Genomic DNA, 14,167 nt, shown 5'->3' with positions numbered 1-14,167 from the left:
CGAAGGGTGCGCCGCGGCGGAGCTGCGGCGGACATCCGGGTGATCGTCATGGGGCCTGGTGGTCGGGCGGTCATTCATATGATGACTTGAATTGCCTGTTTCGGATATTTGCCATTCCCGGGAGGAAGGCAGGTTTGAATATCCGAGAGGGCTCTTGTATCTCAACACAAGGGAGGAATGAAATGCGTAGACATTCGAAAGTGGCGTTGATGGCAGGGGCGGCGCTCATGGCGATGAGCACTCAGGCCCTGTCGGCCGAGACGATCAAGGTGTGGTCGCGTCAGACCGATGAATCCGTCAGCGTTCTGAAGGCGCTGTCGGCGGCGTTTACCGCCGAAACCGGCATTGAGGTCGAGACCTATAATACCGGTACGGATTTCGAGCAGCGCCTGGCTCGCGCGGCGGCGGGGCGTGATCTCCCCGATGTTGTCGTCAACGACGACTCGGCGATGGGGCAAATGCTCCGTATGGGGATCATCGAGGACATCGATCCGTCCACGATCAAGGGCAATGAAGACGTCTCGCCCGCCGCCTGGAACAGTGCCAAGGCGAGCGACGGCAAGTTCTACTCCGTTCCGGTCTCCGCGCAGGCGTTCGCCTTCTTCGTGCGCAAGGACTGGCGTGAAAAGCTCGGCCTGCCGCAGCCCAAGACCTGGGATGATCTTCACAAGCTGGCGGTAGCCTTCACCAATGACGATCCCGATGGCAACGGCAAGGCCGACACTTTCGGCATGACCATCCCGGCATCAACCGTTCGCGGCTATACCAGCTGGTTCATGAGCAATTTCATCTGGGCCGCCGGTGGCGATTTCGTCCAGCAGAGCGCGACCGGTTTCAAGCCCGACCTCAACACCAAGGCGGGGGCCGAGGCGCTGGGGTTCGTGCGGTCGCTGTTTTGCGAAGGCCTGACCCAGCCGGGCGCCATCAACGCCACGACGGGTGACGCTCTGCCGACCTTCCGCTCCGGCCAGACCGGTATCTTCCTGTCGGGTCCCTATCACATCGCGCAGATTGACGAGCAGCCGGGCAAGGACAAGATCGAGGTCCTGCCGCCGCCGGCAGGTCCGGGTGGGCCCGCTGCTCTCGCGGAGGGTACCAGCGCCTATATCATGAAGGGTACCGAGCATCGCGAAGCCGCGACAAAGTTCATCGAATTCTTCATCTCGCCCAAGGGGCAGGAAATCGGCATGGCGCAGGGTTCCGGCCACACGCCGCTTGTGCGTCTTCCGGTGAACAAGAACATCGATGTGAATGCCGTTCGTCAGGATCCGCGTTGGCAGACCTTCAAGGAGGTGTTCGACAACCACTCGCACTACGTTCCGCCGGTGCCGAACTGGACTCCGATCCGCATGTTGACGGCGGAAGGCTTCAACAAGATCCTGTCGAACTGCGATGCCGACATCGCCGCCGAACTGAAGGCGGTCGATGACAGCATGGCGGATGAGCTTCGCAAGCAGAAGGCGCTTGCCACGGCCACGCAATAATCTTGTCGTCATTCCGCGCCGACGAGAGATCGTTCGGCGCGGACATTCCTTGCTGACAGCTGCGAGATTTCCATGCTCGGATCGATCAAATCCTCCTCGGAGGGCCCCGCGTTGCCAACGGCTTCGGCCGGTACCGCGCGCACGGCGGCGCGGCGCCGCGCCGGTACGTGGCGGGTGGCCCTCGTGCCTTGGTTGTTCCTTGCCCCTGCCTTGGTGATCTTCACCTGGTTCAAGTTCTATCCAATGCTGTCCGGCTTCATCATGTCGTTCTATGACGTGCAGTTTTACAGCGACAGCGAATGGATCGGCCTCGACAACTTCGCGCGCGCCCTGAGCGACGCGGATTTGCGCGTTGCCGTGTGGCACACGGTCATCTACGTGGTCGTTGGCACGGTCTGCTCGAGCATCATCGCCTTCTTCATGGCGCTGGCTCTAGAGGGGCAGGCACGGCATCTGCGCGTTCTGCGCACCGCGATCTTCCTGCCGGCGATCACCAGCGCGGCCATCATCGCCGAAGTCTGGCGCATTCTGTTCAATTCAGCCCATTACGGCGTGGTCAATTCGCTGCTCGGCTTCGTCGGCGTCGATCCGCAGGGCTTTCTGACGGATCCCTCGCAGGCCCTGTGGGTGCTGATCCTGATGCAGGTCTGGAAAAACACGCCCTACGACATGGTCATCTTCATCGCCGGTCTCGTCGGCATTAATCGCGAGCTGTACGACGCGGCCAATGTCGATGGTGCAAGCCGCCTGCGCAGTCTTTGGCACGTAACCCTGCCCGGCATCATTCCGTCGATCTCCGTGGTCGTCATGCTGTCATTCATTCGCGGCATTCGCGTCTTCGCCGAGGTCTATGCCACCACCGGCGGCGGTCCGGCGGGGTCGACAGAGACGATCATGACCCATGTCTACAAGGTGGGCTTCGAGGATCTCGACTATGGCTATGCCTCCGCTGTATCGCTTCTGCTCCTTCTGTTCACGGTTCTGCTGACCTTGATCCACATGGCGATCAAGACGCGGATTTCCAACTGACGAGGAGAACTCCGATGCATCAGTCCGTCGCAATCCGGGTTTCGCGGATCCTGTTCTACATCTTCGTCTTCATCGTCTTCGTCGGTCCCTTCTGGGGTATCGTCGTCACCGCCTTCAGCGGACAGATCCTCAAGCCTGGTCAGCTGTTTCTCTGGCCCGTGCAGCCGACGCTGGCCAATTTTCGCACCGCGCTGATCGACCTCAATGTCTGGCGTTACCTTCTGAACTCGCTGGTCGTCGTCGCGCTTGGCACCACGCTGCAAGTGATTGTCAGCGCGCTGGCCGCCTATGCGCTGGCGCGCAAGAAGTTCCGCGGCGCCGCCATCGTCTCGCTGCTGATCCTGTGCACCATGATGCTGCCGGAGGAAATCATCTCCATTCCGCTGTATCTGATCGTCCAGAAACGCTTCCCGCTGCTGGATGTCTCGATCTACAACACCTACGCCGCGATGGTTCTGCCCGTCGTCGGCTGGGCGTTTGCAATCTTCGTGCTAACCGAGTTCATGCGGGCGATCCCCAAGGAACTGGAGGAAGCTGCGCGGATAGATGGCGCCAACGAGTGGCAGGTCTTCGCCTATGTGGTGCTGCCGCTGGTGCGGCCGGCACTCGGTACAGTGGTAATTTTCGGCTTCATCATGATCTGGGATCAGTATCTGCTGCCGCTGATCGTGGTGAACGACAAGTCGCTGTTCACCATGCCGGTAATGCTGGGCATGCTGCGCGTGGACGAGACGATCACGCCCAACATCTTCGTGGCCGCCACGCTGCTGGCGATGGCGCCGCCGATCATTGTCTATCTGTTGCTCCAGAAGCAGTTCAATCGTGGCATCACCGCCGGTGCGGTCAAGGGCTAACCGCGCCTTCGCGCGAGAATACAAGAGGAATGACATGGGAGCTGTATCGCTGCATGGTGTCTGCAAGTCGTTCGGGGCGGTGAACGTCATCAAGGACGTGTCGATCGACATCGCCGAGGGCGAATTCTGTGTGCTGATCGGTCCGAGCGGTTCGGGCAAGTCGACACTGCTGCGCATTATTGCCGGGCTCGAGGACTGCACGGCGGGCGAGGTCCATATCGGCGGCCGCGACGTGACAGATATGCAAGCCAAGGAACGCAACATCGCGATGGTGTTCCAGAGCTATGCCCTCTATCCGCAGATGACGGTGCGGGAGAACATGAGTTTCTCGCTGCGCCTCGCGCGCCGGCCGAAGGAGGAGATCCGTCGCAAGGTCGACGCGGTGGCCCAGATGCTGGAATTGGAGACCCTGCTCGACCGCCTGCCGAAGGAGTTGTCCGGTGGCCAGCGTCAGCGCGTGGCCATGGGCCGCGCGATCGTGCGCAATCCGGCCGTGTTTCTCTTCGACGAGCCTTTGTCCAATCTCGACGCGAAGCTGCGTAGCCAGGTTCGCGGAGAAATCCGCGACCTGCACCAGCGGCTGGCGACGACGTCCGTCTACGTCACGCACGATCAGGTCGAGGCCATGACCATGGGACAGAAGATCGTCGTCCTGCGCGACGGTCGGGTCGAACAGGTCGGTTCGCCGCTCACGCTCTACGATTCGCCCGACAGCGTCTTCGTCGCGGGCTTCATCGGCTCGCCGGCGATCAACATGATCAAGGCTTCGGTCAGTGACGATGCGCGGACATTGTTGGTGCCGGAAAGCCAGACCAGCCTGGCGATGCCGGAAGGCTTCTCCGACATGAATGGTCGCGAGGTGCTGTTGGGCGTGCGGCCCGAATTTCTCGAACTGAGCGAGCTTGGCACGCCGGGAACCATTCCCTGCGTCGTCAATGCGGTCGAGACCACCGGTTCGGACACGACCGTCATCTGCGATACCGGCAGCGGCAAGATGCTTCTTTCATCCAAGCAGCGCAGCCAGCTACGGCCCGGCGAGCGGCTCGGACTGGCGATGCGGCCGGAGAAGGTGTTGATGTTCGACACGGCGACGGAGCGCAGGATCGCGGCGCGCTGATCGTTGAATTACGACATCTGGAAGGTGCAATGCCGGAGATTTCATCCTCGATGACCGTCCGAAGCTATGTTGCCGAATGCATTGCGAGGCCGAATTGCAAGGTTGGCGAGTCCCCGGTCTGGGACCGACTGACCGACGATCTCTACTGGGTCGATATCACCAGCCGGCAATTTTTTCGCATGCCGGCCGCGGGGGGAGCGTTCCAAAGCTGGCCGCTACCCGCGACGGTCAGCGCCTTCGCCTTACGGCAGGATGGAGGTTTTATCGCGGCGACGGATCGTGGGTTTGCCCGTCTGGACCTGGACCTGGAGCGGGATGGGCCAGTCCTTGCCTTCGGATCCACTCCCGACATTCCGCAAGGTGGGCGGATGAACGATGGCGCCTGTGACCGGCAGGGTCGGTTCTGGTCGGGCACCCTGTCGCCGACACCGGCCGCGCCCGAAGCGTCTGGAGCGTTGTACAGCATCGGACGGAACCGGGACCTTCGCGCTCGCGGTGGGCGCTTCCGCGTCCAGAACGGACTTGCCTGGAGCCCTGACGGACGGCGGATGTATGTTTCGGATTCCCATGTCTCCAATCCGCATGTCCTGTCCTTTGACTTCGACCCCGATACGGGCGAGCGCGCCAATGCCACGCTTTTCGCCGATTACGGCAAGCTTGGCGGTCGACCGGATGGCGCGGCCATCGACGTCGATGGCTGCTACTGGATCGCCGCCAGCGATTCCGGTCGTGTCTTGCGGCTCACGGCGGATGGCAAGATCGATGCCGAAATCATCGTGGCGACGCGAAACCCGACCAATATCTGCTTTGGTGGAAGTGATCTAAGAACGGCCTATATTACATCCTTGCGTCCGGATGGCGGGACGGGCGGTGACGTCTATGCGGTGGCCACGCCCTTCCAGGGCCTGGCTGAGCCTCACTATCGGCCTTAGATTAGATTGGACCCGGTAGGCTTCGACAGCCGCGCCGAGCGCAAGCGCGAGTTAGCAGCCGAGATGGGACTTCAGGCCCACATTACTTCGCATGGCAGCCGAATGTGCCGTCTCCGCTTACGAGCAAATCACCGGCGAAAGCTGGAAGCCATACGAGCGCACGGTCGAACAGCCTGCCAATTCCGTTGATCAAAAGGCCGCAACGGTCCAGATGGCAGCCTTCGAATGTATTTCGGCGTGGGGCCTGGCTCCGCTGTTAATAAATTCGTTAGTTGATCTGGGTCGCGACGAAATGAAAAACTAGATCAATTGCACCCATAATCAACAGTCTCGCCTCTTCTATGGCACGTTTACGACAACTTTAGGCATCATACTGTTTTTACGTGGTAAAATGATATCGTTTACAACACGGCTCACCCTCAAACTGCTCAACGGTTTTGCACTTTGGTAAGCATCGCCCGTACGAACTTGTCCCATTTTTTCATGCCGGCGCGCTTCTCTGGCATGTAGTTCCAGCGGTCGTGGTTCTTCGAACTGACGTCCTGCAGCGCATGATTCTGCAGGCGGTCGCGGAGCCTCTTTCGAGACACCGGCCTTGCCTGCCAGCGTTTTGAAAGTCCGGCGCAGATCACGATTGGTGGCGTAGGGAATTACGCCACCATCACGCTGCCGCCAGACGAAGCTGTAGAGCGTCGCATGGCTGACAGGCTTGGACGGATCCTTCGCCGAAGGAAAGTACCAGCCGTACTCGTTCGGCTTGATCGACTCGATCAGCTCGGCAACGAGCGACGGGACCGAAACGGCATGCGGCTGGAGGTTCTTAGTCTTCGACCAGTCGATGATCCGCTCCTTGGCATCCCATTGATCGACATGCAGGCGGGCGATTTCCTCGACACTCTGACCCGTCAGCATGATGATCTGCACGGCGCGCGGATAAGAGGAATGAACCGGCGTGTCAGGGCATCCTAGCCAGCGATAGAGCTGCACGAACTCGTCCTCGCTGAGCCAGCGCGTGCCCTGGACCTTTGGCTCGGTCGGAATGCCGGATGCTGGATTAAGGCAGATTGAAGCCGCCGATCTGATGATCGGCCAGAACAATTTCACGGCGATGGACCCAGGGGAAGCGGTCCACCTTCAGCTCGGCTGATGATCTTGCCGGTGATGTCGTCGCAAAGGCTCGTCCTGTCGGACCCGGCATGCCCGCTGCGGTCATTCCTGAACATCGTTGTTATCCGCGACGGGCGCCGGAGACCTCTTCTCCAGCCCTTAACCCGTCACGGAAAACCCGTCAGCACTCTCACTCTGCACACCGAATTTCGGCATTTCGATCGACGGTCCTGGAGCTACGAGGATCGTTTGATGAAGATCAGGTCATTACCTGCGGATACGCTCCCGGTAACGCCGCTCGCGAGGTCTCGGCACTCAGCGACCGTATCGGCGGATTGCCAGCCGGGTTGTTCATCAACTCGATCAGAGCGTTCGAAGGTATCGTCAGCGAGTTTGTCCACCTTCCCTCGGAAGCATTCGAACAGAGCGTCTTCGGTTGCTACGACTATGACCCGTTTGCGGCATTCCTGGAATTTCCTGTGCACATGGTACGGCAGAACTCGAACCAACTCATCGCCACCGCCTTTGAATTGGTCGACAGCGGTGTTACCGACCCGGTGCTGATACAGGTCGACCCGGAACTGATCCCTCCCCGAACCGTCTATAACGGTCCGTTCAGCCAACTGGGGTAAGATTGAAGCTTGAGCCCCTCGGCTAGGGTCATACGCTCATTTCCGGGACGCGAATGGTGCAACAGGCGTGTCGGCAAGTGCGGACATCGTCTGCTCCGGGGGACGCAGAACACGTCGTTGCCGTGTCCACTACAGGTCCGATGACTTCTCCCGACTACCTCTCAGTCCATACCGCGCGATCTTCTCGTTGAGGGTCCGGTGCGGTATGCCGAGGCTCGCGGCCGCGCGCGCCGTATTGCCGTCGTGCTCGTCGATCGCCGCCCGGATCAACTGCACCTCGTAGGCGGCAAGCCGGTCCGGCAGCGTCAACTCACCGTACAGACTCGTTTGCGCGGCGGTGCCGGTGCCCTGTTCATCGAGACCAAGTGCGAAGCGCTCCGCCCGTGCCTTGAGCTCGCGAACATTCCCCCTCCATTCCTCCTGTTGCAGGCTCGCAAGCAGATCGGCCGACACGGTACGCTCGGCACGGCCGTAGCGATGGGCAGCGAGCGAGGCGAAATGGCTGAACAGCAGGCCAATATCGTCCCTCCGCAGACGCAATGGCGGAATTCGAATGTCGACGGTCGCTAACCGATAGAACAGGTCCTCACGAAATCTTCCGGCAGCAATTTCGCCGGAAAGGTCACTCTTGGCAGCGGCAATGATCCGTACGTCGACCGGCCGCAGCCGGTTTTCGCCGAGCCGTTCGATCACCCGCTCCTGAAGCACACGCAGGATTTTCGCCTGCAGGGCGAGAGGCATGGATTCGATCTCGTCGAGGAAGACGGTTCCGCCGGCGGCATGTTCGAATTTGCCCTCACGCTCGGAAAGCGCGCCGGTGAAAGCGCCTTTCGCATGGCCGAAGATCTCGCTTTCGAAAATGCTTTCCGGCAGGGCGGCGCAGTTGATCGCGACGAAGGGGCCGACCCGGCGGCGACCCTGACGATGCAGGGCCTGCGCGACGAGCTCCTTGCCGGAACCGGTTTCGCCGATGATCAGCACGTCGATATCGACATCGGCCAGCATCGCCACGCGGCTGCGAAGCTCGCACATGGCGGGACTGTCCCCGACGATTGGCGGGCCACCGCTCTCCTCCTGAACCAGGCCTTGCAGACGGGCGATCTCCCGTTTCATCCGGCGCTTCTCGACGGCCTTGTCGAGAACGGAGAGGAGGTACTCCGCGTCGTATGGCTTCTCTATGAAGTCCTCCGCGCCCTGCTTCATCGCCTTGACCGCGAGCGTGACATCGCCATGGCCGGTCATCAGGATGACAGGCACGTCGCTACGCACCTTGATGACGGAATTCAGGAGCGTCATGCCGTCGATGCCCGGCATGCGGATGTCACTCACCACGACATCCGGCTCGGTGCGCAGGAGTTGCTGATAGGCTTCTTCAGGCCGATGGAAGGCGGTCACGGAGAACCCGCTGACCTCCAGCCAGTCGGTCGCCGCCTTCAGGAGATCGCGGTCGTCGTCGACGAGGAGAACGTCTCCGCGGCTCATTGTGCTGCCTCGAGTGGATGTGCCGATCGCTTGTCGATCGGCATCGACATCGTGGCGATGGTACCGCCGCCGGGTGCTTCGGCAAAGGTGATTTCGCCACCGTATTCCCGCACGATTGCGGTCGCGATGGAAAGGCCGAGGCCGAGACCTTCGCCGGTCAGCTTGGTGGTAAAGAACGGTTCGGTGACGCGATCGCGGTGTTCCGGCGCGATGCCGGTCCCGTTGTCGATGACGGTCACGTTCACCTGTCCGGCCTCCGCGGTTCGCTGAACAATCACCGAAGGAGCAGGACGGCCCTCGACGGCGTCGAGCGCGTTCAGAAGCAGGTTGAGCATCACCTGCTCCAGTTTGACCCCGACCGCAGTGATGACGGGAGCCGGGCCCTGCGCTTCGACGATCGGCACGACGCCGAGCGCCTTCGCCCGCGGCGCGGCGAGATCGATCGCGTTGCGAATGACGGTGTCGATGTCGACTGCCTCGAGTTCGGAAGCGCCCTTCCGGCCGAAGGTTTTCAGGTGCTTGACGGTACGCTGCATGCGCTTGACGAGCGCGCGCGCGTCGAGAAGCCGCTCGCCGACCTTTGCCGCCTCATCCTTCTCCGCAAGGACACCGGCCGTCGCCAGTGTTGCCTCGAGTGCGGCAAGCGGCTGGCTCACTTCATGCACGATCGCCGTCGACATCCGTCCGAGCGCCGCCATCTTCTCGGAATGGATGAGCCCTTCCTGCGCGCGGCGCAACTCGTCCTCGGTCCGCCTGCGCATGTCGATCTCGCGGGCGAGATCCTGCGTTCGCTCGGCGACCTTGAGTTCCAGGATCTCGCCCTGGCGCAGGCGCATGCGGATCAGCAGGGCCCGCTGGTGGAGAAAGTAGAGCGCGCCCGTCGCGACGAGGCCGGCAATGAGCGCAGCGAGCGCCCAGAAGCCGGCGAGCTTTGCGATATCCTCTGTGCTGGTTGCCGCAAGCACGATCCAGCTGTCCGGCTCGATGGCGGAAAACTTCGCCAGAAGCTGCTGTCCCTCGCCATCGACCCGAAGCGCCGGCATGTCGGCCGCGTTGATCGGCGGCACGACGCCCGCGGGCAGGATCGGCTTGGCTTCGGCAAGATCGGTGCCGTCATAGGTTCTCTCCGCTGCGACCCGTTCGGCGGCCTCTCGCGAAAGCGGTGCAAGCGGTCGGTATTTCCAGTCGGGATTGCCGGAGAGGAAGACAATGCCCCAGCGGTCGGCGATTGCCGTCTGGACGCCCGCCGCTTCCCAGGTCACCTCAAGCGGTCGCAGATCGGCCTTGACGACAACGACGATCGGCTGATGACCGGGGATATCGATGCGCGAACTCAGAAAGTAGCCCGGCTTCTTTGTCGTGACGCCGATCGCGTAATAGCGGCCTTCGCCGTTGCGAATCGCGTCCTGAAAATAGGGCCGGAAGCTGTAATCATGTCCGATGAAGCTCTCGGCGGTCGCGAAATTGCTGGCTGCAAGCGTCACGCCACGATTGTCGAGCACGTAGAGCTCGGCCGCGCCCGCCTGCCGCACGACCGTCTGGAGATAGAGATTCGCAGCATCGAGAGTGGCGGAGCTGCGCGCGTTCTCGGCAAGCGCGCGGATGCGGGCATCCTCGCCGATCACAAGCGGCAGATACCGGAACCTCTCGACCTCCGTGGCGATCGCCCTGTTGGTGAGCACCAGGCTGCGCTGGAGTTGCGCCTCCAGTGCGCTGACGGCCGCCCCGCTCGCCACATAATAGGCAGCAAAAGGCGCCGTGAAAGTCGCCACCAGCATGAAGGCAGTCATTCTGCCGATGTTACGCGCCATCACCGAGCCGACGTGGTTGGATCCTGTCTTCTGCATCGAGTGTAGCGTCTCCTCGGTCAAGAGAGAACAGCCGCCGCCCCTATCCTTCATTAGGCGATCGCGGCGTCGGGGTAGCCTCTGACTGCTCCCGGTCACAGGGCCGCAGGACGAGTGGCTCCTGAGCCTGTCGTCCGAGCTCGCGGCATCCGTCGGCATCGCAAAGTCTCCAGCCCGAGACCGTCGCCCCCGAGGCCGCGAGCACCAGCTCGGGAACTGGCACGAGGTTTGGTGTCCAGACCCACCATTTCCCCTCCCGGCGGGCGCCGTCGCCGGGCTCCATGCCGGCACCGGAGCCCTGAACGCGCGCCTCTTCGAGAACGAGCCCCTGTGGTGTCGGCGTCCAGCGCTCCTGCCACTCGGTTTTCTCGACCGAGTGTGTCCAGCCGAGCGTGAAGACGCCGGCGGCAACGGCCATCGCCTTGCCGCCGGCAACGATACAGACCGCCATGGTCATGCGGCACCCGGTACCGACTTACCGCCCACCTGTCGTCCTCGACGCCAGATCCAGACAGCGAACAGGATCGAAAGCGCAAAGCCGATCTCGTCCGTCAGCGGCAGCGCCGCCAGAAGAGTGAAAGCTGCCGCGGCGGCCAGAAGCCGTTCCGCGACCGAAAGACGGACGACCAGGAAACCGATGACGGCCGCGCCCCAGAGACCGATCGCAAGACCGGTCTTGACGACGACGTAAGCGACCGCCGCCGGATAGCCGAGGCTGGCGGCCATGGCCCCGCCATCCTGGAGCATCAGGGCCGGCGAGTAGACCGCCATGAACGGGATGACGAAACCGGCCGCCGCCACCTTTATCGCCTGGATCGCGATCTTCAGTCCGCTTTCACGCGCAATCGGCGCCGCGGCGAAGCAGGCGAGCGCAACCGGCGGCGTCAGATCGGCAAGGATGCCGAAGTAGAAGACGAACATGTGGCTGACGATGAGCGGAACGCCGAGCTCCAGAAGAGCCGGGCCGGCGATCGACGAGGTGATGATGTAGTTCGGGATCGTCGGTATCCCCATGCCGAGGACAAGACAGGTCACCATGGTGAGCAAGAGTGACAGGAACAGGCTCTTGTCGCCGACCGAGACGATGAACTGGCCAAAGGTGTTCGCCGCCCCCGTCAGCGTCATCGTGCCGATGATGATGCCGACGAGCGCACAGGCCGTCGCCACCGGCAACGCCGTCTTTGCGCCTTCCGCAAGTGCGTCGCGGCACGTGACGAGCGTCTCCCGTCCGCCTCGCGAGAAGGCGTTGACCGCAATCAGCACCGCCAGTGCAGCGAGAACGACACCGATACCGAACTGGAAGAAGGCGGCCGCCACCAAACCGAGGCCTACCCAGAAGATGATCCGGATCACATTGGAGGGAAGACCGAGCGCCACGGAACTGCCGAGGATCAACAACGCGGTGAAGGCAAGGCCGACCGTTCCTGCAAACAATGGTGTGTAGCCCGAAAACAGCAACCAGACGAGCGCCGCCAACGGAAGGATCAGGTACCACTGCTCGATCAGCGCGGCCTTTGCCGAAGGAAGTTCGTTCTTCGGCAGGCCGAGAAGCCCGTATTTGCCCGCCTCGAGATGAACCATCCAGAAAGCCGAAGCAAAATAGAGGATCGCCGGGATGATCGCCGCCTTGACGATCTCGTGATACTCGACACCCAGTGTTTCAGCCATGATGAAGGCAACCGCGCCCATCACCGGCGGCATGATCTGTCCGCCCATCGAGGCCGTCGCCTCGACACCGCCGGCAAAGGCGGCGCGATAGCCGAACTTCTTCATCAGCGGAATGGTGAACTGGCCGGTGGTGACGACATTCGCCACCCCGGAACCCGAGATCGTTCCCATCAGCCCGGACGAGATGATCGCGACCTTCGCCGCACCGCCACGCTTGTCGCCGACGAAGCTCAGCGAAACGTCGTTGAAGAGCTTGATCATTCCGGCTCTTTCAAGGAAGGCGCCGAAGAGAATGAACAGGAAGATGTAGGTCGAAGAGACGAAGGTCGGAATGCCATAGATTCCTTCCGTGCCGTAGGCCATGTGGTCGATCACCTGCGTGAAATCGTAGCCGCGGTGGTCGAGCGGCGGCGGCAGGTATTCACCGAACAGGCTGTAGGCGAGGAACAGGCCTGTGATGATCGGCAAGGCCGGGCCCATAAGCGCCCAGGCCGCGGCAAACACGACTCCGAGTGCGACAACGCCCACCGCAACGTCCCGCGGCAGGGGATCACCGGCGCGGATAAGCAGTTCACTGTACTCGTAGCATTGGTAGAAGGCGACTGTCGCACCCAGCAGGGCCATAGCCCAGGCAATCGCCTTGGCGATGCCGCCGCGCCGCGAAAACATGGCCAGCAACGGAAAGACCAGTACCGTGACGAAACCGACATGAACGGCGCGCACGATCTGGCTCGGCAGGTCGATGAGATGCGCAGCGGTCGCGATCTGGAAAACGGAAAAGGCGAGCGCAATCCCGAAGAGAAGCCGACCGTCCCAGGTCTTCGGAAACGCCTGGGTTGCGGCGGCGTGCCCGTGCAGTTCCGCAGGCGCAGCCTGCTCTTGTGCATTAGTCGTGTCGTGCATGGATTCCTCCCGAAAATCCGAGCATGCGCAGGCGGCGGCGCCCAAGACACCGGATGAGCCGGTGATAGTGGTCGCGACCGCCGCCCGTCGCTGTCAGAGCAGGCCCTTTTCCTTGTAATAGCGCTCGGCGCCCGGATGCAGCGGCACCGGCATGCCCTTGAGCGCGTTCTCGAGCTTGATCTGGGCCGCCGCCTTGTGCGCCGCTTCCATCTCCGGCAGGTTTTCGAAGAGCTGCTTCGTCATCTGATAGGCCGTTTCGTCGGACACATCGGAATGGGTCACGAGAAAGTTGACAACGGCGACGGTCGGGACATCAGCGTCCTGTCCCTGATAAGTACCGGCCGGAACGGTGGCAGCGATATAGGGCGCACCGAGCTTGCCGGCGATTTCTTCCGGCACCGCGACCATCTGCACATCGACCGAAGTCGCCAGATCCTTGAACGACGAGACGCCGAGACCTGCCGACTGCAAGGTGGCATCGAGCTGGCGGTTCTTCATCAGCTCGACCGATTCCGCGAAAGGCAGATATTCTGTCTTCGCGAGATCGTCGTAGCTCATCCCGGCCGCGGCGAGGATTGCGCGGGCGTTCAGTTCGGTGCCGGATTTCGGCGCGCCGACGGAGAGGCTCTTGCCCTTGAAATCGGCGATCGTCTTGATGGCGGACTCCTTCGACGACATGATCTGGATGTAGTTCGGATAGATCGCGGCAATCCCGCGCAGCTTGTCGAGCGGCGCCTTGAAGCCCGCATCGGCATTGCCTTCCCATGCGAGCTTGACGCTGTCGCCGAGGGCAAAGGCAATCTCGCCGCGGCCCTGCTGCAGAAGGTTGAGGTTTTCGACCGAAGCCTTGGTCGCCTGAACCTGGGTGCGTGCACCCGCAATCTTCTCCCCGTAGATCTTCGAAAGAGCAACGCCGAGCGGGTAATAGACGCCCGAAGTGCCGCCCGTCAGGATGTTGATGAATTCGCTCGCGCCCGCCGACGCCGCGGAAAACATGATGGATGTACCGGCGATCGCCGCAAAGGCGGCGCGTTTCAGTCTAAGGTTCACTTGAGAATCCTCCCGTTCAAGTTTCACATCGATGCAGCCGTCCTCCTCGGAACCGGTCCGCA

General features: G+C 61.9%; 11 protein-coding genes and 2 pseudogenes. 7 read left to right on the top strand and 6 right to left on the bottom strand.

The window, feature by feature from the left end:
- Positions 1–182: 182 nt before the first annotated feature.
- From NHF53_RS15495 to NHF53_RS15470, 6 genes and pseudogenes are all read left to right on the top strand, one after another.
- The gene (locus NHF53_RS15495) at positions 183–1,484 is read left to right on the top strand and encodes a sugar ABC transporter substrate-binding protein (RefSeq protein ID WP_252835049.1); all 1,302 of its coding nucleotides are present in this window, start codon (positions 183–185) and stop codon (positions 1,482–1,484) included.
- 111 nt (positions 1,485–1,595) lie between these two features.
- A complete protein-coding gene (locus NHF53_RS15490) occupies positions 1,596–2,513 on the top strand; it encodes a carbohydrate ABC transporter permease (RefSeq protein WP_252835048.1) in 918 nt (305 codons plus the stop codon).
- 14 nt (positions 2,514–2,527) lie between these two features.
- Positions 2,528–3,367 carry a carbohydrate ABC transporter permease gene (locus tag NHF53_RS15485; protein ID WP_252835047.1) on the top strand — a complete coding sequence of 280 codons (840 nt, stop codon included), beginning with the start codon at positions 2,528–2,530 and terminating at the stop codon, positions 3,365–3,367.
- Between the two features lie 34 nt (positions 3,368–3,401).
- Positions 3,402–4,484 (top strand): ABC transporter ATP-binding protein, encoded by a 1,083-nt coding sequence (locus tag NHF53_RS15480; protein ID WP_252835046.1) that lies wholly within the window; start codon positions 3,402–3,404, stop codon positions 4,482–4,484.
- A gap of 29 nt (positions 4,485–4,513) precedes the next feature.
- Positions 4,514–5,416 carry an SMP-30/gluconolactonase/LRE family protein gene (locus NHF53_RS15475; protein ID WP_308218664.1) on the top strand — a complete coding sequence of 301 codons (903 nt, stop codon included), beginning with the start codon at positions 4,514–4,516 and terminating at the stop codon, positions 5,414–5,416.
- 12 nt (positions 5,417–5,428) lie between these two features.
- A pseudogene (locus NHF53_RS15470) lies at positions 5,429–5,642 on the top strand (hypothetical protein); the annotation flags it as partial.
- A gap of 202 nt (positions 5,643–5,844) precedes the next feature.
- On the opposite strand, the pseudogene NHF53_RS15465 reads toward NHF53_RS15470, so the two are convergent.
- Positions 5,845–6,472, bottom strand: a pseudogene (locus tag NHF53_RS15465) (site-specific integrase); the annotation flags it as partial.
- A gap of 140 nt (positions 6,473–6,612) precedes the next feature.
- Here NHF53_RS15465 and NHF53_RS15460 point away from each other — a divergent pair.
- Positions 6,613–7,155, top strand: a complete 543-nt coding sequence (locus NHF53_RS15460; RefSeq protein ID WP_252835045.1) for a hypothetical protein — start codon at positions 6,613–6,615, stop codon at positions 7,153–7,155.
- Between the two features lie 129 nt (positions 7,156–7,284).
- Here NHF53_RS15460 and NHF53_RS15455 read toward each other — a convergent pair whose 3' ends face one another.
- The 5 genes from NHF53_RS15455 to NHF53_RS15435 form a co-directional block, all read right to left on the bottom strand.
- Positions 7,285–8,637 carry a sigma-54 dependent transcriptional regulator gene (locus tag NHF53_RS15455; RefSeq protein ID WP_252835044.1) on the bottom strand — a complete coding sequence of 451 codons (1,353 nt, stop codon included), beginning with the start codon at positions 8,635–8,637 and terminating at the stop codon, positions 7,285–7,287.
- Positions 8,634–10,484 carry an ATP-binding protein gene (locus NHF53_RS15450; RefSeq protein WP_252835043.1) on the bottom strand — a complete coding sequence of 617 codons (1,851 nt, stop codon included), beginning with the start codon at positions 10,482–10,484 and terminating at the stop codon, positions 8,634–8,636. Before NHF53_RS15450 ends, NHF53_RS15455 begins: the two co-directional genes overlap by 4 nt.
- A 43-nt stretch (positions 10,485–10,527) precedes the next feature.
- Positions 10,528–10,935, bottom strand: a complete 408-nt coding sequence (locus tag NHF53_RS15445; RefSeq protein WP_374591246.1) for a DUF1850 domain-containing protein — start codon at positions 10,933–10,935, stop codon at positions 10,528–10,530.
- A gap of 2 nt (positions 10,936–10,937) precedes the next feature.
- Positions 10,938–13,055: a TRAP transporter permease gene (locus NHF53_RS15440; RefSeq protein WP_252835041.1), complete on the bottom strand. Its 2,118-nt coding sequence runs from the start codon at positions 13,053–13,055 to the stop codon at positions 10,938–10,940.
- 93 nt (positions 13,056–13,148) lie between these two features.
- Complete coding sequence (locus tag NHF53_RS15435) at positions 13,149–14,093, bottom strand: TAXI family TRAP transporter solute-binding subunit (protein ID WP_252835979.1); 945 nt, start codon at positions 14,091–14,093, stop codon at positions 13,149–13,151.
- Positions 14,094–14,167: the final 74 nt, after the last annotated feature.

Origin of the sequence: Ciceribacter sp. RN22, from assembly GCF_024054295.1 — a bacterium.
Classification (GTDB): domain Bacteria; phylum Pseudomonadota; class Alphaproteobacteria; order Rhizobiales; family Rhizobiaceae; genus Allorhizobium; species Allorhizobium lividum.
This window is presented reverse-complemented; position numbering and strand designations above follow the sequence as displayed.